Genomic DNA, 19,557 nt, shown 5'->3' on the forward strand with positions numbered 1-19,557 from the left:
CTTACAATTTTAAGTAGATTCTCATACTACTATATATAATATTTACCAGCAAGTGAAATTGTATTAAGCTTATTTGGGGAGAATATAGTGAAATTTAGAAAATCGTTCCACCAACTGACTTGTTCAAGTTTTACTAGAGGTGGACACACTAGGAGGTTATCATTTGGAGATTTTTGCCCATAGAGGCGTTTCTGCACATTGCCCTGAAAATACTATCGCTGCTTTTGTAGCCGCATCAAAGCTTCCGATTACGGGGATTGAACTAGATGTTCATTTAACAGCGGATAGGGAGTTAGTCGTTATTCATGATGAAACGATCGATCGCACATCTAACGGCTCTGGCTACGTAAAAGATTATACGCTACAAGAACTTCGCGCATTTGATTTTGGTTCATGGTTTTCTTCTGAATTCGAAGATGAAAGCATTCCAACTTTAGGTGACATATTAGAGCTGTTTGCAGGTACAAATCATCGTATTAATATTGAACTCAAAACTGATATATTCCCATATGACGGGATAGAATCTCTTGTCATTAGAGAAGTTGCTGCATTTCAAATGACAGAGAGAGTGATTATTTCCTCTTTTAATCATGAATCCATTCAAATCATCGCACAAAGAGCACCATACATTGAAAAAGCGGCGCTCTTCGCGGAAATTTTAGTTGATTTTAACGGCTACACGGCTCAAATTCCAGCAGATGCTATACATGTCAGCTTACCTACAGCGTTTCGGAAATCAGTTAAGGAAGCTCTTAATGAAGGAGCAATTGTACGTGTGTATACAGTCAATGATGTCGAGTACGCAAAACAATTGCAGCAGCTCGGCTTGCAGGCAATATTTACGGATGATCCGGGGAAGATAGCGTCTGGATTGATAGGATAGAAAAGTCAAAGCGATGGATTGAAAAGGCAAAGAGGCGGATAGAATCATCAAAGCGGTGGATAGAACCGCCCAAGCGACGGAAAGAAGAGCTAAAGTGACGGATAGAACCGGCAAGGCGACGGAAAGAAGTCAGAGCGACGGAAAGAATCGTCAAAGCGATGGATAGGAAGGTCCAAGCGACGGATAAAGCCGGCAAGGTGACGGATAGAAATCAGAGCGACGGAAAGAAGAGCCGAAATGACGGATAGAAAGGCGAAAGCGACGGATAGAAGTCAGAGCGACGGATAGGAAGGTCCAAGCGACGGATAAAACCGGCAGGGTGACGGAAAGAAATCAGAGCGACGGATAGAACCGGCAAAGCGACGGAAAGAAGAGCCGAAGTGACGGATAGAACCGGCAAGGCGACGGAAAGAAGTCAGAGCGACGGAAAGAATCGTCAAAGCGATGGATAGGAAGGTCCAAGCGACGGATAAAACCGGCAAGGTGACGGATAGAAATCAGAGCGACGGAAAGAAGAGCCGAAATGACGGATAGAAAGGCGAAAGCGACGGAAAGAAAAGTCCAAGCGACGGATAAAACCGGCAGGGTGACGGAAAGAAATCAGAGCGACGGATAGAACCGGCAAAGCGACGGAAAGAAGAGCCGAAGTGACGGATAGAACCGGCAAGGCGACGGAAAGAAGTCAGAGCGACGGATAGAATCGTCAAAGCGATGGATAGGAAGGTCCAAGCGACGGATAAAACCGGCAAGGTGACGGATAGAAATCAGAGCGACGGAAAGAAGAGCCGAAATGACGGATAGAAAGGCGAAAGCGACGGAAAGAAAAGTCCAAGCGACGGAAAGAAGAGCTGAAGTGACGGATAGAAGTCAGAGCGACGGATAGGAAGGTCCAAGCGACGGATAAAACCGGCAGGGTGACGGAAAGAAATCAGAGCGACGGAAAGAAGAGCCGAAATGACGGATAGCCCCGCCAAAATCGTGGATAAAACAGAAATTGCCGAAAAGGCGTTATTCATGGGCTTTTTCGGATTTAACGCGCTGAGGATGCGCGAATATCAGTGCGTTAAATCCTAGTATGAGAAGTATATCGTAATAGGTTAAGCCTTACCATTTTACGCGGTTTTCTTCGATACTGCCTAGCATTTGTTTGATGACAAGTGTTTCGCCGTTGTCTAGTAATACGGAGCCGTCGTAATAGCCAAACATCTGATGTACTTCAGATTTTACGAGACCGGCTTTTGTTACAGATACACGCTCGAAAAACGGGGAGAATGTTAATGAAACTTGGTTAGAGAATTTCGTCTTAACTTTCCAGCGTTGCATCAAATCCTCTTGATTATAATTGAACAGTACATCCTCATGTATTTTTGTCATTTTACCTTCAACGAAAACAGCATTTTCGGTCATTCCAGTTCCGTCTGTCCACTTACCACCTAAATTGAGTCCAATTCGTCTACCTCGAACTCGCTGTGAGGCCATTCCCCAATTCCATGTTGATTCACGCGGCCAAACGCCACGACTATATTCTAGTACAGAGAAGTTTTCCTCAGGTGAAAATGTAAAGCGGCGAGTTCCAATTGTTACAACGCCAGAAGTGGGGAGTATATGATGCTTACCTATAAATTGGAATGTTTTGCGGTTCCAAGGAATGACTACATTCAATGACTCATCTGTAGATGGATGCTGAATGACAAGCTTCGCACGTAAAACATCTCCATCGAAGTCTGGGATAGAAACTGATAGATGTGTTTCATTTTGTAAATATGTCATATCAATCATCATTTCACTATTTTTGAATGATACTGAATCTAGCACCTGTGTAGGCATTTTTAACTTTCCACCTAAAGGAATTGTAATTGTTTTTTCAAAGTAGCGCTGTGTTTCATATTCAAGGAAATAGACGAAGCAGACCGCTGCGTAGTCTAGATGACTAATAGTAGCAGAGAATATGATCTCATCACCGTAGACACACCAATAATTCCATTTCTTTTTGCGCATAAAATGTCCACTTAAATTGCTATTTATGAAAGGTTTACGTGCAAATCCGATGGCAGCTGGATTTAAATTACCTTTTTTATCGCATAAAAGAGTAGGCTGTATAATTTCTTTCTCAGCATGCTGCTTCACATTCAACATCCCTTCTGGTCATAAAATAAAAATCTATACATCCTTTACCCCTATTGTAGCAAAAACTATCTTAGAAATGGAAAAGATAGTACCAAATAAGACCACTTTCGACATTTTTAAGAATAAGGACCTAACTAATAGAAACACTTCTATATACATATGATGGACATAAGGAGGGGAAGCGTGGCAAAAATGTATAACAGGCAGGCCGCTGTACAATATGCGAATTTGTGGTGGAACAGGCGTAATCCAGCATTTCCGAACTTTACTGTTGATTGTACGAACTATATATCTCAATGTTTATTTGCTGGAGGAGCACCAATGCGAGGTGCTCCAAACAGAGGGAAAGGTTGGTGGGGTCAACATAGCAATTGGAGTTTTAGCTGGTCTGTTGCACATTCCCTTAGATGGTATTTGGAAGGCTCTACGACTGGATTGAAGGGGAGGCGTGTACAATCTGCCGAAGAATTGGAACTTGGAGATATCATTTTTTATGATTTCCAAGGGGATGGAAGAGTTGACCACTCTGTAATTGTGACAAGTATTCAAAATGATATTCCATATGTTAACGCACACACTTCAGATAGTATTAATCGACCATATTTTTATGAAGATTCAACGGCCTATACGCCAAGCATGACTTATTTTTTCATTCATATAGATGATAGTTTTGCTTAGGGAGCTAGTAGTGTTAAAGCTCATCATTTTGTGATAATGTGAAAGATAGAAGATATAAATTCTAATATACTGTAATGTTATAGAAGGAGATAAGAATATATGAGCGAAAAAATTTTGTCTGTTAGGGATGCGATTATTGAGCGTCGTTCTATTAAAAAATTTAATGGCCAGTCGGTAGATCGTGGAGATTTAATGGCTATTATTGACGATGCGGTATGGGCACCGAATCATGGTAATCGAGAGCCTTGGCGTTTAGTCGTTGCTTGTGGTGAGGAGTTATCTACTCTTCATAATTTGTTGCGCGAACTAGCGATACCGAAATGGCAGGAGCTTTCAAGTGAAGATTTAGCGAAGCAAATGACAAAATTCACATTACCAGGTGGTTATGCATTTGTGATCGTTCCAGAGGATGCACGACAAAAAGAGCGTTTAGAAGATTACGCAGCGGCAAGTATATTTATTCAAAACATTCAATTATTAGCTTGGGATAAAGGAATCGGCTCATGCTGGAAAACTCCTGGGTTCCTAGATAATCCGAAATTCCGTGAAGCCTTAAAGGTTCAGCCGGGTGAGCGCGTGATTGCGATGCTACAAGTTGGCTATTTTGATGAAGCACCGAAAGGGAAAGAACGTAAAAAATCAGCAGATATCGTTACGATTTTTGGAGAATAACATAGCAAATCCCCTCGTTACTTTTTAGCGAGGGGATTTGTTTCATTTATTTTTGTAATTCCGCGACCTCAAATAAATAATCGCTTAAAACACGCAATCCTTTATCGAAGTTTTCTAAATGGAAATGCTCATTTGGTGCATGGAAGTTTTCACTTGATAAGCCGAAGCCCATAAGCACTACTGGCAATTCTAAAATTTCATCAAAGGCAGCCACGATAGGGATTGATCCTCCTCCACGTGTGTAAGCAGTTGGTACATTATATACTTTTTCGTATGAGCGACCAGCAGCTTGGATAAGTGGATGATCAAATGGTGTTAAGAATGGACGACCTTTATCGAATTCAGAGATTGTCACCTCAACGCCAGTTGGTTTATGTTTTTCAATATGTGCTTTTAATAGTGCCACAATTTCATCAGGCTCTTGATTTGGCACAAGACGGCATGTGATTTTTGCGCCAGCCTCAGCAGGAAGCACTGTTTTAATGCCTTCGCCAGAGAAGCCACCAAACACACCGTTGACCTCTAATGTTGGGCGTGCCCAAGTTTGTTCTAAATAGGAATAGCCAGCTTCACCGAATAATTCCTTCACGCCAACTTCTTCCTTCACGGATTCTTCATCAAAACCAAGCGCACGGTAAGCTTCGCGTTCTTCTTCAGTTAATGATAAAACGTTGTCGTAGAAGCCCTCCACTTGAATTGTCCCATGTTCATCACGGAAAGAGGCTAAAATGTCAGCTAATGCATGAATAGCGTTTTGGACACCGCCACCGTAAATACCAGAGTGAAGGTCACCTTTTGCACCACGAACATCGATTTGAACCCCCGTTAAGCCACGTAATCCGTAGCATACAGCAGGCTTACCAGGACCATATAAACCTGTATCAGAAATCAAAATTAAGTCTGCAGCTAGTTTCTCTTTATGCTCTTCAACATAGGCAGGAAGGTTAGGACTACCAATCTCTTCTTCACCTTCATAGATGAATTTCACGTTCACTGGTAAAGTGCCAGTTGTCGCAAATAGTGCTTCAATCATTTTTAAGTGCATAAACACTTGCCCTTTATCGTCACTAGCACCACGAGCAAATAATTTGTTATCTCGGATTGTAGGGTTGAACGGCTCAGTTTCCCATAAATTTAATGGGTCAACAGGCTGAACATCATAATGACCATAAAACAGAATAGTTGGTTTTCCCTCTGCGTGTAACCAATCAGCATAAACAACAGGGTGACCTGCAGTTTGCGTAATAGAGACGTTCTCAAGATTTAGCTTTTTAAAAGCGTTCGCTAGCCACTCTGCAGCATTTTGTATATCTCCCTTATACTCAGACAAAGAACTAATACTTGGAATACGTAAAAATTCATTTAATTCATGTAAGTGTGCTTCGCGATGTTCAGTGAAATACGCATCTAACTGCTGTACATTTGTCATCTAGCATCCCTCTTTTCAAATATTTCGATAATAGAAATAGTATAGCATAATGTGGTTGGGGAATCTTGCTATAGCAATGGTTTTTGCTGTATTTACTAATGATTTGCCCCAGTTTTAGCCCCACTTGTCTGTAAAGCATGGCTAGAGAGTGATACAGATTCCACTTCTAATTCCTTCAAAATATGTCCATATACATCCATAATCATTTTCGGAGTATTGCCAAGCCTTTCAGCGATTACCTTCACATTTAGCCCACGATTTAACAAAATAGTGCAATGCGTATGTCGTAAACCATGTATTGTTGTTTTAGGTAACTTAGTTCTCTTTAAAACTTTTTGCTTCAAAAATCAAAGCCACTGAATCAATTATAACTAAGCAATCATTTTCACCAGTATTTCCATTCATTGACCAATTACTATTTCGGAATACTCTTTTTTTTCCAAAATGGCTACTTAGAAGTTTTGCTACCTGCTCATCAAGAAACTTATCTCGGATATTAAAAACATCTTCTTTATATCTTTGGTTATCCATTTGATTGAACAATTCATAAAAATCCGAAATATAATTATCAGCTAGCTGCCCAATATTTATAATAGTAATATGATTGTCATTTCTGACTAAAAACTTATTTGAAATTCTATTGACTAGATACAAATCATCATCTGAGTATTTTTTGATTTCTGAAAAATCGACACAAAAAGTTTTTAGAATCAGCTCGATTTCGCTCAAAGTCAATTCTCCAATAAATTGGGGATCACCTAGTTGAAAAGAAAAAATTTCTTCTAAACTAATTTCACCTTTAATAAAATCATTTCTTCGCTCCATAACTATTGTTGGTATGTGTTCTAACCAATCACTAACCTTTTTAAAACATACAGATGAGTCTATTTTTTTAAACTTTCCAATCAGTTCTTTATCAATTTCAAATCTTGTTGAATTATTTATGAACCGCCTAGTTCGATAATAATTTGATATTTTTAGGGATTGGAAATCTTTATTTAAAGAATTCACCTCGAAATAATACAAAATCCGAATTAATGAAATAAATAAATGTAAAATTTCATTATATTCGTCATATTCGAATAAATCATCTGAGCAAGAATATTTCATCACCATAGCATACGTATAATCAATTTCAAATTGATTTATAAATTCAATTTTATTGACTTGCTGATTAATGAAGATTATCTGTACGAAATTAAAAAAACTTTGCCATTTTATAGATTTTGACAAAATAGCTATATTTCGTTTGCAATAATCGCAAATTTCTTCATTTCGCATATTATCTTTTTTAAATTGTTCACCCATATATTGAAGATTAGAGTAATTTGGAGCATCATTATCAATGTATATTTGATAAGTATTCACAAAATTCTTAATATCATTTATAATTTCTTTTTTTTTAGAATTACCCATAAACATCAATTCGCTTTCTAAAGGTAGTATCTTGTTTTCAAAAAAATCATACTTAATTATTATAACATTTGAATATACCCTAATATTACACTTCTTGATTTCTCATGTCAGCATTTTGAAGTATATAAAAATTTGACTACTTGTAGACTTTCAAATAGGTAGAAAAGGCCGCTAACTTGAAAATTCAAAACAATTGCCATGTCTATCCCTTTTTTAGGAAATAGTACAAGTGAAGTATCGTTTGTATTGTAGAATAGAGGTAAGCACAGTATTTGGTATATTATGTACATTTAAAAACGTTAAATTGTATTCAATATGAAAATAATTAAATATATAAGGTGGTGATTTGAATGAAGAACAGAATCTCCAAACCTATTATCAACATGGTCTTATTGTTACTTTTTCTTGTTGTTTTATGGTTTATAGGTAATGTTAGCCAGCTGTTATCTAGTAAAGAAAATACCGAAAGTGAAATTGGCTATATAGTAATGCATGAAGGAATAGTCTATTTTATTCAAGGAAAGGACGTTCAACAATCAGATATAGAGAGTTTCGCTAGCGAAAATTCAAATAAATTTGAATCAGTTTCAATTTTAAATAATGAATTGAAACTGTCTATGAAAGGGATTAAAAGTGGAGATAAAGTGAGGATTTGGTATTCTGAAATTTTGGAGTCAAATCCAGCAAAAATCAAAGTTATTCGTATAGAAAAAATGTGACCAAAAGTCTATAATTATAAAATACTACTTAATTACCATTTATTAATAATAACTTTCGTTTATTTCTTTTATTTAATAGAATGTTAGTTAACAACAGTCTAGGAGGAATGAAGATGAAAAAAATTACTTTAAAGTTTTTCTTTATGTTTATCTTTTTATTAGTTCCTATGAATGTCTTTGCAGAGGATCAACTTGGGAGTTTTACATTTGATTCAAGTGAATCGTCGCATCCTTATGATATGGTAAATTCGAAAGGTGAAATAATTAAGTATGAGGATTTCAGAAAAAGTAATTTGCAATTGATTAGTGAAACACCTAGTTTTCAAGGCACTGGAAAAATTACACCTGTTGAGATTGATAACTTAATATTACAAAGTAAATCATTTATTGATGTAACTCCTTCACCTGTTATTATTGAAGACAACTTATCTAAAAATACAAATGAAATAACTCCATATATAGTAATAGGCGAAGACGGTAGAACAATTGTAGAAGATACAGAAATAGCACCATTTAGTTCGATTTCGTATATTGAATTAAATTGGGCGGATGGTACAAGTGGTACTTGTACAGGTACTTTAATTGGTAGGAACAGGGTTCTAACAAATGCACATTGTGTAATCGATGCTGGAACACAAAGGGGTATATCTAGTGCAACAGTTTATCCAGGCGTAAGTAATAGCATGGGATGGTTTGGTTCTTATAATGTTAGGGATTATTTTGTACCTTCTAATTGGATTTCAACTGGTTCAACCTCAGAAGATTTTGCTGTTCTTGTTTTAGATGCAAGTAATAATAGACATGCAGGAGATGTTGCAGGATTTCTTGGAATAAGACAAGTAAATAATCTTCTTAATCAAAATGTTGGTATTTTTGGGTATCCGGGAGATTTAATAAGAGCAGGTGGTGTGATTTCTCAATTTGGTATGAGAGGAAATGTTACAAGAGAAGATACGTCTTTAGCCTTTTATACAATTGATACTGCACCTGGACAGTCGGGATCGGCATTATTAAATGCAAATAACCAAGTTGTTGGTGTTCATAGAGGGTCATATATTGTTAATGGGAACACTATGAATGGCGGACCGAAGATGAATTCAAATATGTTCAATTTTGTATCTCAAGCTTTGCAGTAACAATAACAGAAACTTAGCAAATTTACATGAAGCTGTCTAAAAAGAGGGTTTTTAACCAACAATGAATAAAAAGTAAAGGTAGAAATGCAAATAAAGTTGTTCCAGCAATTCCGTTAAATTAATACTTAGAGTAACACTAATTCTATATAATCTTTATAATGACAAACGAAGACAAAATTCTAAAAGATCAGGCACATATAAAAGTGAGTGCCTGATCTTTTTATGTAGAAATTGAAATTAGGGTATCGGTACACCTAAAGTATGCATCTAAAAACCTTTTTATATTAGACAATCATCATTATCCGCATCTTAACTCTCATGTTTGGATAAGTCAGATACCGTCACCAATTTATTAAAACAAACCTTTTGATTATTCTTAAGATTTCCTTTTAGTGAGAAATGATCCACGCCTACTTTAGAAACTACAATTGTATGTGTTATAATGTCGATTTTTCAATACTAATTTGGATATTGCTAACCGTGAAACTGTAAAGAAATGTTTAGCTACAAATGATCTTTTTATTATTCAAGGTCCTCCTGATACGGGTTAATCTACCGTAATAACAGAATTAATTAAACAAATTTATTCGAAGGAACCTAAAAGTAAAATTCTATTTACATCTCCTTCACATGTAGCTGTAGACCATCTGCTTTCAAATTTATCAGATGATTTATTTAATAGAATTATTGTAAGAATTGGAGATAGTGAAAAAATTTCTACTTCATCAGAGTAATTAAAACTAAATAAACAGATTAATAGATGGGCTGGGGAAGTTAAACAAAAGGTAAATAATAATGTTCAGGAAATAATTAAAGAAAAGTTAAATATAAATGATGCAGAAGAGACATTTATTGATGATATCTTGATTAATAGTAACGAGAAATCCGAAGTAGATGAGAGAATTTTAAATCCCAAATTTATTGATACTGTAAAGTTAATGAGTAAGTGGAAAAATAGAATAGAGTTGTTAGATGGATTTAATGATATTTTTGCAAGAGGGGCGTCTTTAATTGCATTCAACGTGTGTAGGAATAGCTTCAAATCACAATTTGAAAAATTTAACATATTATTGGGTTATAGTAGATGAAGCAGCACGTGCCACAGCTCCAGAATTAATATTACCATTGAAAACAATAAGATTTTAATAAAGCTCCATTCTCCATATAAATAATCCATTTCCATAGCTAAAAATTCTTCTATTTTTGGGTCTACTGTTGACGGTTTCGAAAACCAAAACATGCTTGTAAATAATGCGATTAAAGTAATAATAAACCTATAATGCTTCTTTTATATGCAAGTAATAAAAATAATGGGCGAATATACCAACTTAAAACATTATGATGCCTTTCAAAGGCCCAAGTAAAGAATTCATTGAGAACGTCCATGAATATTTTTTCTCCTTTAGAGTGACTTCACTTTCACATCATTATATTCAATTAATGATTAATTAGGAACGTTTACTACTTAAAAGTGCCATATCAGAAGTTTTAATTTTTATTTGTAAAATGGTAACTAAACAACATCACTTAGAATAGTTTGTAACCAGTTTTTGTAATTTTTCCATGATTTATAAATAACTCAAACTTCGCAGACTGAAATCGACAAATAAGCCTTGATATAATTAGGAAGGCTGGCGATCCATTGCTGAAGTTGACTTTTGATTAGTTTTTGGATTTTTGTATTTGTCTTTTTTAGGGTATCTTCAAGAAGCTCGATTAATTGCTGTAAAGCGACAGCCCAATCGAGTTCATTTACTTCATCGCAAAGTTCATAGAAAATGCCACCTAATGTTCGCTGGTCGGTATGGCAGCGATTTTGCCAGGACAAAACGATATATCTTGAAAAGACAATGGTTGTGTGACTGATGAGTAAATCATAAGACATCCCTTGAAATTCTTTTTGAAGTCTCAATAATGATTTGGTTGTCTTAAAGAAGACTTCGATGTCCCAACGCATTCCATAAATACGAATGATTTCTTGTTCAGAAAGCGTACAGTCCGTGCTAAGAATGGCAAAGCCACTCACTCTTTTTATTTCTGTTTTGGACAAATACAACCTTTACCTGAACGCCATTTGCCATCGTTGTATGAATCGATCGCAAAATTCCTTTCTTGTCTGGGACAGGTGTGGCAATCTTATACAATTCTTTTAAAGAGAGTCGTTGGTTGTTCATCAAATAACGTTGGTTCGTATTTTTCACCATACCAATGACATCCAGACCTAGTTCAACGATGGATTGAATGAGCGGTTGTTGTGTAAACCACGTATCCATTAACACATAATCAGCGGATACACCTGCTTGTAAGGCTCTTTCAAGCATACTTGGAATGATTGTAGGCGCGGATTCTAACGATTCTACACGACGTTTATAGCCCGAGGTACGTTTGTCGATGTTGTTCGAAATCCCATTGATTTGTGCATTTTTTGAACTCAGTAACGTAAAATCCAGCGGCATAAATGTAAAGCCGTCTGACCAACCCAAAGTAAGCATACGAAAGCCTTTATAGAAGCGCTTCGTTAAAGAGGAATGATCCATACAACGTGCGAGAAGCTCAACCTTTTTACTACGATTCCGATCAAACATTGAATCGTCAATAATCAGTGTTTTTGGGCGCTTTTCATCTGTTAGTGCATCGACTTTTTGAACGGCGTGTGCGCTTAAAAAGGTTAAAAAACGACGCCAAGCAAATTTAGAATGATTCATAAAACGATAAACGGCATCTTTGGCTGGATAACAATCTCCCTTTTTGGATGATAAAAGGGTACACCAACTCTTTTGATGAAAAATTAAACAGAATACGAGGTGAAACAAATAAGAAGTTGTAAACCCAAACTTCTTCGTAATGCCAGCTTTCCGTAAATGTTTAAAAATTTCTAATTCATTAAAAATAGATTTTAATTCTTTAGACAGTTGATTGTTTGGTCCATTATGCTCTATCATAATGAAAGCACCTCTTTCGTTTGGTAGTGTATTCTAGTCAAATTCACTATACCAAAGAATGAGGTGTTTTTTGTATTTATAAAACATTTTGTCAAGAATCCTATTGAAATTGTAAAGAACCAAACAAGCTCAATGATTAAGCCGATTTATATTGGTGCGAAGTTTGAGTAAATAATATTCCGCTAAATGTAAATAACCGGTTTCTTGGAAGTTTGAATGTTCCACATACTTCCATAATTTTAGTTTCTATGTTACGATACTTATACTCAGAAAATTTAAAAATGCGAAATCACTAGGGGAATCCTTTTAAAGGACTGAGAGAAGAGTGTACTCTGATACCCTTATAACCTGATCAGGTTTGAGCCTGCGTAGGGAAGTGTTATGTTACTTTATATTTTATTTAAAGTACCACTTTCCTCGCTTAGGAAAGTGGTTTTTTTGCGCGCCCGGCATGTTCAACAATTCGGTGGTGAAAGTCCATAAGAGAAGTCTGCAAATGTCATAGTAGTTCTCTAACGAGAGTGAAGGACCGAACAATCTTAAATCTTGAAAGAACAAGGAGGTGAAGACATCTCGTCGAAACAAAGAAAGCACTGAGGTAAAGACCGAAAGAGAGTTGCTTATAAAGGAATAATCTGGAGGTGTGAGTGTATATAAGAGCGTGTAGGGATGTAGACATTGAGATGAAAAAACAAGATGGTATCAATGTAATCGATAGAATCGTTACCAATCGCAACCGGTAAAGAGGGTGGCTATAAAAGAAATACAAGCTTGGTTAAATCATCGTTTGCGTCAACTGATTTAGAAACGATGGAAGCAACCAAAAACAAGGTACACGAAACTACGTCAGTATGGAATCGACCATGATGATGCGATGAAAACAGCAAATTCAAGGAAAGGATATTGGCGACTATCGAGAAGCGAGATCATACATCGGAGCTTTAACAAATGAAAAGCTCACAAAGTGGGGATTGAAAGACCTAAGCCAACTTTATGAGCTCCGATACTTAAGAGATTGAACCGCCATATACGGGACTGTAAGTATGGTGGTGTGAGTCGGCTAATCAAATAATGATTAGCCTCCTACTCGATTTTTTTATGTGTTTTCAATAGGGGGAATGTGATTGAAGCTGATAGCCGTGACGAATGATCGGTTCAAGGTGGATCATTTAACTAAAATCATGATTGATACAGAACCGTTTGTAGATTATTTCATTATCAGAGAACGGACGAAAACAGTAAATGAATACATAGAGTTGATTACGGCATTGACTGAAGCAAAAGTCAGTAAGGATAAATTAATTGTGAATGACAGGGTGGATGTGGCTGTTGCCTCGAATATTCAACGGGTGCAGCTTCCAGGCCACGGGCTTTCCATTTCGCAAGCGAAAGACAATTTTCCACAGTTACTCGCGGGAAAATCAGTACATTCCGCTATAGAGGCTGAACGCGCTTCGTATGCTGGAGCCAATTGGCTGCTATATGGACATGTATTTGAAACGAACTGCAAAAGGGGTGTAGAACCCCGCGGGCTTTCTGAACTTCAAGAAATCTCGAAAAAAGTGACAGTTGATTTGTATGCAATCGGAGGAATCAAAACTGAACATATCGACATGCTGCACGATATCGGAGTAAATGGAATAGCTGTCATGTCAACAATCTTTGAAAGTGATGATCCGGTATCGGCTACAAAGGAATATTACGAGGCTTGTCGACAAGCTATTGCTTATCAAAAGGTTGAGAGGAGTTAAATTTTGATAAATATTACATTAAACGGTAAAGTTTATAAGCTACCCAAAGATGCTTCAACCGTTCAGCAATTACTTGAGCATTTCGAGCTTTCCAAGCGGATCGTGATTGTTGAAGTAAATAAGGAGATTGTTCAAAAAGATCAATATGATCGCCCCATTCGCGAACGTGACCAAGTGGAGATGATCCATTTTGTAGGAGGAGGATGAACATGTTAAAAATAGGAGATCAAACTTTTCAATCAAGACTTTTACTGGGGACAGGAAAGTATCCGTCTTTTGAAATACAAAAGGAAGCAGTCCATGTGTCCGATGCTGAAATTCTTACATTTGCCGTAAGAAGGATGAACGTATTTGAACCGTCGCAGCCAAACTTTCTTGAAATGCTAGATTTATCCAAATATACATTACTTCCAAATACGGCAGGAGCCAAAACTGCTGAAGATGCGGTACGGACGGCAAAATTAGCCAAAGCATCAGGGCTGTGTGACATGATAAAGGTCGAAATTATCGGTTGCGATCGGACACTTTTACCTGACCCAATTGAAACGTTGAGAGCGTCTGATATGCTGTTGGCAGAAGGGTTCACTGTGCTCACCTATACGTCGGACGATATTGTCTTGGCACGAAGGTTGGAAGAGCTTGGTGTTCATGCGGTCATGCCGGGTGCATCACCGATCGGTTCCGGAAGAGGAATTTTAAATCCGCTTAATTTGAAATTTATTATTGAACAATCTTCAGTTCCTGTTATTGTCGATGCTGGCATTGGTTCACCAAAAGATGCAGCGTATGCTATGGAGCTTGGAGCTGATGCCGTTCTATTGAACACCGCCGTGTCTGGGGCGAATGATCCTATAAAAATGGCTAAAGCGATGAAGCTAGCCATTGAAGCCGGCCGCTTGGGTTTTGAAGCTGGCCGGATCGAGGAAAGAGATTATGCTGTGGCAAGCAGTCCTCTTGAAGGGGTGCTCCCGTCGTGAACAGCCGCTATTCAAGGCAGGAATTATTTGAACCGATTGGAGAAAAAGGCCAAAAGGAAATTGGCCAGGCTCACATTTTAATCATTGGGGCAGGGGCGCTTGGCTCGGCAAGTGCAGAGATGCTTGTACGCGCGGGTGTTGGGAAGCTTACGATTGTTGACAGGGATATTCTTGACTGGAGCAATTTGCAGCGGCAGCAGCTTTATATTGAAAAAGATGTAATAGACCAGCTCCCTAAGGCTGTTGCTGCCAAGAAGCGGCTAAGTGAAATTAACAGCACGGTTGATGTAGAAACAATTGTGGCTGATGTCACAGCAAAAAATGCCGAAGATCTTGTCAGCGGAAAAACGTTGATTGTAGATGCAACAGATAATATAGAAACGAGACTGTTAATGAATGATGCATCAAGGAAGCTGAGCATTCCATTTTTTATGGGAGCGGTTGTTGCCAGTTATGGATTGACTTATCCAATTGGATTAGGGGAGCGTCCTTGTCTTCATTGTTTGTTGGACACACTTCCGTCACAAACACTTACATGCGATACAGCAGGAGTTATCAGTCCGATCATCCAGGTGGTTGCAGCTCATCAAGTAACGAATGTATTCAAATATCTTGTCGGTGAAGAAGTGGATTCCAACTTGAAATCTTTTGATCTTTGGACTGGCGATCAGGCCGCGATAGATGTAACATCGCTTCGGCGTTCTGATTGTCTGAGCTGTTCGAAAGATGCAATATATCCATTTTTATCTATGGAAAGTCAGACAAGAACGGCAGTCTTATGTGGTCGGGATACTGTCCAATTGACATGGTCTCAAGATCGGAAAGTGGAATTAAGGCAGATTGCCGAAGTCATTCATCCAATCGTAACCGGACTCATTTGTAATATGCACCTTTTGGCATGCAATTTTAGTGGCCACCGAATTGTTCTTTTCCGTGACGGTCGCATGTTGATCCACGGCACCAAGGACGATGTCAAAGCTAAAACGATTGCGGCCAAGTTGATGGGTTAATATTTTATTAAAAACATCATTGCGGGATGTATTTTTGTTATTCATCAATAAAAATTGCTTCTTGATTAATGAACTTTTTTTGCACAAGCTGGCAGCGGAATTGGACAAAACATTGGCGAATTAATTCTTTTACTTCCGATTGGATATGGAACGATTAATTGTGCAATAGGTTGGTTCATATCCTTGTACAAGCCACATCATCCGAATACTATTTTTTAAAGGCGCTGCAATTTTATGATCAGAAAATTCGGGGGTGATAAGCTAGACACCCCTTATTTCGTAAGGGTACTGAAAAACTTATGAATTGCTAATAATCATAGTAACTAATTATGATTTTTTAAATTCTATTAAGTATTAAAAGTCGATTACCTCTAAATCTAAAGGTAAAATAGTTGATTCATTTTATAATTTGAACGTAAGAACCTTTCTTTCTGAGATTTGGTATGTGATGTACTTTATATTATTAGAGGTGGTTCTTATTAGTTTTCAGAGGAGGGTTTTGTCCCAGACTCTTCTTACGATTAGTCAACATTATTTAAAGAATAATTTATATTTTTATGAATGTGAAGTGGTGAAGGATATCCCTCACCACTTCACATTCAGATACGCCAAAAAGACCTGACGATTTTTGTTTTTTTCGAAAGGTCATTATGATATAGTTCTATATAGGTGATTACGATGAAATTATATCTTTACTGAAAAGAAAACAGTCCATCTTTGTTTTCATACATTGATTTAAAGCATATTTAATTTCTAAAAGCTCTTTATTTGAAGGGTTATTATCAATTAAGATGATGGGAATATCTTTTAACAGTAATGGTAAAACAGTATCTGTTATAATTAAATCTATATTTTTAAATATCATAGTAGATTCATGTAATTCCCAAACAGGTTTCATTTTCAGGTTTGCTTTCCCCTCGAAACGTATATTCAAGTTATTCAAAGTAAAATCACTGATAATTTGAGAGCGGGATGTAACATATAAAACATTCGGTTGCAATTTTTTTTCTGCAGTAATGTATTGTAACAATAATAAAGCAAAAAACATTGAGACTTTATTATTGCATTTAAAAGCCATTTTCTCCTCCCAATCCTTTCTGATTATTGCTATTTCTTTCGAAAATATAGGATATCCATTAGTAATCTCTGTTAGTACAGTTTTTTTTGGAGAGTATTGAAGCTCTGGCAAAACACTTCTTACTTTTGCAATACAATAAAGACTAAACGTTTTAATGACAAAGGTTTTATCATATAGAAAATCATAATCTAAATACTCTTTAAGAAAATGTAAAAATTCAAGAAACTCCTTACATTCGTTTTGAGGAACATGTAAATACTTAAAATCTTTGTCTGCAGCAAATAGTTCTAGTGCCGTTACAACGTCAACTTTTGAATACTTTTCAAGAGCTAATTCAATGGAATTTATATACTCCAATTCTGAAAGTATTAATGCTAAATAAATGCATACTCGTTCTTTTATAGGAATTTCATAGTCTAACATTTCTTCCAATAATAAAAACAAATTATTAAACTCTTTAAAATACCCTTGCTGTATTAATTTCTCTTCAATACCAAAGGGAAGTTCTCCCACTTCAAATCCTTTCTGACTCCGTGAAATACAAATCTTTATAAAGTTTAAAAATATATTCATACCAAAATGAGTAATGGTTATTCCGTGTGTTACCTCTAAATAAATCTTGATCTTTAGCGGTATCTCCTGATATTTTGCGAAACTCTGAAAATAAGAATTATCATTTGTTGAAAATAACATTTCGAATAATAATAAGCGAACGCTTCCTTCATTTCCCTCAATATAATAGGGCCTACTTTTTAAAGTTAAAAAAAATGGTTTAATCATCTGTTCCACTTTCCTGAGTAATTCAACAGTCATGTTACGATTTATATATAACAATTCCCCGATTTCTTCCATAGAATAACCTCTGTTTTCAACCAATAAATTTATTAGCTGAAAAGTTAAATCATTATGATCATGGGTAAATATGCTAGCAACTGTTTCATATTTGGGATGAATTAATTTCATACCATATCCCTTTTTTATATGTAAAATCCAATTTTTAGGTAGTTTTTTTTTATAATTTTAATCTCATTTAGAATAGTTTTATATGAACATCCAATGTAGATTCCTAGTTCTTCAGAGCTAATCCATCCGGTTGTTTTTTCTAAATATTCCAATGTTAAAAACTGCCTTTTAGTTATAATATTTTGTTTCATAGGAATTCCCCTTTTTGATATATAACAATATTATTAGTTCCCATTGACTCTCCATCATAAAAAAATCTGTCTACCTTTTTGAACAAATAAAGAGGAATTATTTTTTTATACATAAATTTTTTGTGAAAAGAGTAATGATTTCAAGTAGAAAATTATTAAAAACAGTTCTGATTATATACTAAGTTTGTCCTTACAGCTCTCATAAATAAATGTCCCAAAAGGTTTTAATTTCTATAAATTCCCTTTTCTTAGGATATGGTACGATTACTACTGCTTGTTTGTTCTATTTCTTCCTTTAGGTAAAATTTATGATTAATAGCCAATCATATCAAAAAATATTGTCGTAATATGTCTAGTATTTCGATATAATATGACAATATTTTTTCCTTTGTTAAGAGAAGAAAAAAAGGTTTATAAGTTTTGAGATCTTGTTATCATCATAATAGAAGGTTTAAGGAGGTGCTGTCAATTAATACATTGCCTCCCTAAGGTAGAAAGAAGAAAAAGAAATCTTATGAATGAGCATATTATGGGTAATTGTAATGATTCTCATTTTGGTTTCTGCCGAATCCCTTGTATATGTAATGTATTTTGATAGATATGCTACGTAAGCTAATATAAGTAAGGGAGAATGATAAGTACATATTCAAGATATCCAAAGTGTGATGTATGAAGAGGATGCATATTTGTTAAAATTAATGGTGAACCCAGTACGATTGAAAATTATCAATGAAATAATTAAACATAAAACATTAAGTGGAACACAGTTAACCAGAATTCTAGGTATTTGACAGTCAACATTATTTCAACACCTATCAATGATGAGGAGAATAATTTTAAGTAAGGAAAGAAAAGATGTAGAAAATTATTATCAAATTAGTAATGAAAAGTGGTGCAAATAATTAAGGTGTTTAATGAAGTAATAGTTGATTAGGTAATCTGAGTTATATAAAAGCGAAATACTTTTATATAACTATAGTGGGTAGATTAAATTTTAAAAATAAACTACTGTTGTCTGTAGGAATAGAGGGAACGAAATTGAGGAGTTCACCTTCCCCCGTGTTTCCTTGAAAGTAACTATAAATTAAGTTGCTTCTATTCCTATGTACAGCATTGTTACGCCAGCCATGTCAAGGCTGTACATGATTTTGTAACGCGCAAAAGTGAATAAACAGAGAAGAAACTATTTGGGGGTAAAATAGTTTCTTTTCTGTTAAAGAAATCTAGTTTTTAGCGAGTTATATAAATATTTCAAAGGGGTTTCTTGCTAGTGATTTTCCTTTTGTAGGTGCAATAGTCGTGGAAATAAAAAACTAATCAGTAATTAGGAGGGGAGGAATAGTGGTAATTGATACATGTAAATTAATTGAGAATTTATTTACTTTAGAATTCCATAGACTGTAATAGAATTACACTGGTGCATTTTATCATGAAAGTGTTGTAGAAACCTTTTCTTATCTTTAGAAGAGGGTAAATGTGTTCTTTATGAATTGTAGAGGCAAATCTTAAGTATAATTTCTTTTTGTTGTAAGCTAAGACATTCACTGGTATCACAAGTGAGTCTTAGCCTTTTTTTGTAGTTAAA

17 protein-coding genes, 2 pseudogenes and 1 riboswitch are annotated in these 19,557 nt (G+C 35.9%); of the genes and pseudogenes, 11 read left to right on the forward strand and 8 right to left on the reverse strand.

The window, feature by feature from the left end:
• Positions 1–163 precede the first annotated feature (163 nt).
• Positions 164–883: a glycerophosphodiester phosphodiesterase gene (locus FJQ98_RS02285; RefSeq protein ID WP_053594043.1), complete on the forward strand. Its 720-nt coding sequence runs from the start codon at positions 164–166 to the stop codon at positions 881–883.
• 1,104 nt (positions 884–1,987) lie between these two features.
• Here the strand turns inward: FJQ98_RS02285 and FJQ98_RS02290 are convergent.
• Positions 1,988–3,010 (reverse strand): DUF2804 domain-containing protein, encoded by a 1,023-nt coding sequence (locus FJQ98_RS02290; protein ID WP_053594573.1) that lies wholly within the window; start codon positions 3,008–3,010, stop codon positions 1,988–1,990.
• Positions 3,011–3,193: 183 nt separating this feature from the next.
• On the opposite strand from FJQ98_RS02290, the gene FJQ98_RS02295 reads away from it, so the two are divergent.
• Both FJQ98_RS02295 and FJQ98_RS02300 read left to right on the forward strand, forming a co-directional pair.
• On the forward strand, positions 3,194–3,688 hold the full coding sequence (locus FJQ98_RS02295) for an amidase domain-containing protein (protein ID WP_053594574.1): 495 nt from the start codon (positions 3,194–3,196) through the stop codon (positions 3,686–3,688).
• 99 nt (positions 3,689–3,787) lie between these two features.
• Positions 3,788–4,360: a nitroreductase family protein gene (locus FJQ98_RS02300; protein WP_053594575.1), complete on the forward strand. Its 573-nt coding sequence runs from the start codon at positions 3,788–3,790 to the stop codon at positions 4,358–4,360.
• A gap of 46 nt (positions 4,361–4,406) precedes the next feature.
• Here FJQ98_RS02300 and FJQ98_RS02305 read toward each other — a convergent pair whose 3' ends face one another.
• The 3 genes from FJQ98_RS02305 to FJQ98_RS02315 form a co-directional block, all read right to left on the reverse strand.
• Positions 4,407–5,789 carry a dipeptidase gene (locus FJQ98_RS02305; RefSeq protein ID WP_053594576.1) on the reverse strand — a complete coding sequence of 461 codons (1,383 nt, stop codon included), beginning with the start codon at positions 5,787–5,789 and terminating at the stop codon, positions 4,407–4,409.
• Between the two features lie 95 nt (positions 5,790–5,884).
• Positions 5,885–6,133 (reverse strand): tyrosine-type recombinase/integrase, encoded by a 249-nt coding sequence (locus tag FJQ98_RS02310; protein ID WP_053594577.1) that lies wholly within the window; start codon positions 6,131–6,133, stop codon positions 5,885–5,887.
• Positions 6,105–7,211: a hypothetical protein gene (locus FJQ98_RS02315; RefSeq protein WP_201406609.1), complete on the reverse strand. Its 1,107-nt coding sequence runs from the start codon at positions 7,209–7,211 to the stop codon at positions 6,105–6,107. Before FJQ98_RS02315 ends, FJQ98_RS02310 begins: the two co-directional genes overlap by 29 nt.
• Positions 7,212–7,555: 344 nt before the next feature.
• Between FJQ98_RS02315 and FJQ98_RS02320 the strand changes: the two genes are divergently transcribed.
• The 4 genes from FJQ98_RS02320 to FJQ98_RS02335 all read left to right on the forward strand — a co-directional run bounded on the left by FJQ98_RS02320 (position 7,556) and on the right by FJQ98_RS02335 (position 10,206).
• Positions 7,556–7,924: a DUF3221 domain-containing protein gene (locus FJQ98_RS02320; protein WP_053594579.1), complete on the forward strand. Its 369-nt coding sequence runs from the start codon at positions 7,556–7,558 to the stop codon at positions 7,922–7,924.
• 113 nt (positions 7,925–8,037) lie between these two features.
• The gene (locus tag FJQ98_RS02325; RefSeq protein ID WP_053594580.1) at positions 8,038–9,060 is read left to right on the forward strand and encodes a trypsin-like serine peptidase; all 1,023 of its coding nucleotides are present in this window, start codon (positions 8,038–8,040) and stop codon (positions 9,058–9,060) included.
• A 560-nt stretch (positions 9,061–9,620) separates the two neighbouring features.
• Positions 9,621–9,794 carry an AAA domain-containing protein gene (locus tag FJQ98_RS27475; RefSeq protein WP_143114756.1) on the forward strand — a complete coding sequence of 58 codons (174 nt, stop codon included), beginning with the start codon at positions 9,621–9,623 and terminating at the stop codon, positions 9,792–9,794.
• A gap of 277 nt (positions 9,795–10,071) precedes the next feature.
• On the forward strand, positions 10,072–10,206 hold the full coding sequence (locus FJQ98_RS02335) for an AAA domain-containing protein (RefSeq protein WP_143114753.1): 135 nt from the start codon (positions 10,072–10,074) through the stop codon (positions 10,204–10,206).
• A gap of 433 nt (positions 10,207–10,639) precedes the next feature.
• Here the strand turns inward: FJQ98_RS02335 and FJQ98_RS02340 are convergent.
• Positions 10,640–12,002: pseudogene (locus FJQ98_RS02340) on the reverse strand (IS4 family transposase).
• 284 nt (positions 12,003–12,286) lie between these two features.
• Positions 12,287–12,394, forward strand: a riboswitch (TPP riboswitch).
• A gap of 732 nt (positions 12,395–13,126) precedes the next feature.
• On the opposite strand from FJQ98_RS02340, the gene FJQ98_RS02345 reads away from it, so the two are divergent.
• From FJQ98_RS02345 to FJQ98_RS02360, 4 genes are read left to right on the forward strand one after another with little or no spacing between them, the layout of a single operon-like run.
• A complete protein-coding gene (locus FJQ98_RS02345; protein WP_053597147.1) occupies positions 13,127–13,753 on the forward strand; it encodes a thiamine phosphate synthase in 627 nt (208 codons plus the stop codon).
• Between the two features lie 6 nt (positions 13,754–13,759).
• Positions 13,760–13,960, forward strand: coding sequence for a sulfur carrier protein ThiS (gene thiS, locus FJQ98_RS02350; protein WP_053597149.1), 201 nt, complete (start codon positions 13,760–13,762; stop codon positions 13,958–13,960).
• Between the two features lie 2 nt (positions 13,961–13,962).
• Positions 13,963–14,730, forward strand: a complete 768-nt coding sequence (locus FJQ98_RS02355) for a thiazole synthase (RefSeq protein WP_053597146.1) — start codon at positions 13,963–13,965, stop codon at positions 14,728–14,730.
• Positions 14,727–15,740, forward strand: coding sequence for a ThiF family adenylyltransferase (locus FJQ98_RS02360; protein WP_053597145.1), 1,014 nt, complete (start codon positions 14,727–14,729; stop codon positions 15,738–15,740). Before FJQ98_RS02355 ends, FJQ98_RS02360 begins: the two co-directional genes overlap by 4 nt.
• Before the next feature lie 43 nt (positions 15,741–15,783).
• Here the strand turns inward: FJQ98_RS02360 and FJQ98_RS02365 are convergent.
• The 3 genes and pseudogenes from FJQ98_RS02365 to FJQ98_RS26580 all read right to left on the reverse strand — a co-directional run.
• A pseudogene (locus FJQ98_RS02365) lies at positions 15,784–15,986 on the reverse strand (transposase); the annotation flags it as partial.
• Positions 15,987–16,413: 427 nt separating this feature from the next.
• Positions 16,414–17,781 carry a helix-turn-helix domain-containing protein gene (locus FJQ98_RS02370; protein ID WP_053597144.1) on the reverse strand — a complete coding sequence of 456 codons (1,368 nt, stop codon included), beginning with the start codon at positions 17,779–17,781 and terminating at the stop codon, positions 16,414–16,416.
• Positions 17,782–17,795: 14 nt separating this feature from the next.
• Entirely contained in the window at positions 17,796–17,972 is a 177-nt protein-coding gene (locus FJQ98_RS26580; RefSeq protein ID WP_241774653.1) for an HTH domain-containing protein, read from the reverse strand.
• Positions 17,973–19,557: the final 1,585 nt, after the last annotated feature.

Source organism: Lysinibacillus agricola (assembly GCF_016638705.1).
In the GTDB taxonomy this organism is placed as follows: Bacteria; Bacillota; Bacilli; order Bacillales_A; family Planococcaceae; genus Lysinibacillus; species Lysinibacillus agricola.

Excerpts from the sequence above, each read along its gene's own strand:
- FJQ98_RS02300 (WP_053594575.1), top strand. The coding sequence starts at position 3,788 with ATGAGCGAAAAAATTTTGTCTGTTAGGGATGCGATTATTGAGCGTCGT.
- FJQ98_RS02305 (WP_053594576.1), bottom strand. The coding sequence starts at position 5,789 with ATGACAAATGTACAGCAGTTAGATGCGTATTTCACTGAACATCGCGAA.
- FJQ98_RS02315 (WP_201406609.1), bottom strand. The coding sequence starts at position 7,211 with ATGTTTATGGGTAATTCTAAAAAAAAAGAAATTATAAATGATATTAAG.
- FJQ98_RS02320 (WP_053594579.1), top strand. The coding sequence starts at position 7,556 with ATGAAGAACAGAATCTCCAAACCTATTATCAACATGGTCTTATTGTTA.
- FJQ98_RS02325 (WP_053594580.1), top strand. The coding sequence starts at position 8,038 with ATGAAAAAAATTACTTTAAAGTTTTTCTTTATGTTTATCTTTTTATTA.
- FJQ98_RS02355 (WP_053597146.1), top strand. The coding sequence starts at position 13,963 with ATGTTAAAAATAGGAGATCAAACTTTTCAATCAAGACTTTTACTGGGG.
- FJQ98_RS02370 (WP_053597144.1), bottom strand. The coding sequence starts at position 17,781 with ATGAAATTAATTCATCCCAAATATGAAACAGTTGCTAGCATATTTACC.
- FJQ98_RS26580 (WP_241774653.1), bottom strand. The coding sequence starts at position 17,972 with ATGAAACAAAATATTATAACTAAAAGGCAGTTTTTAACATTGGAATAT.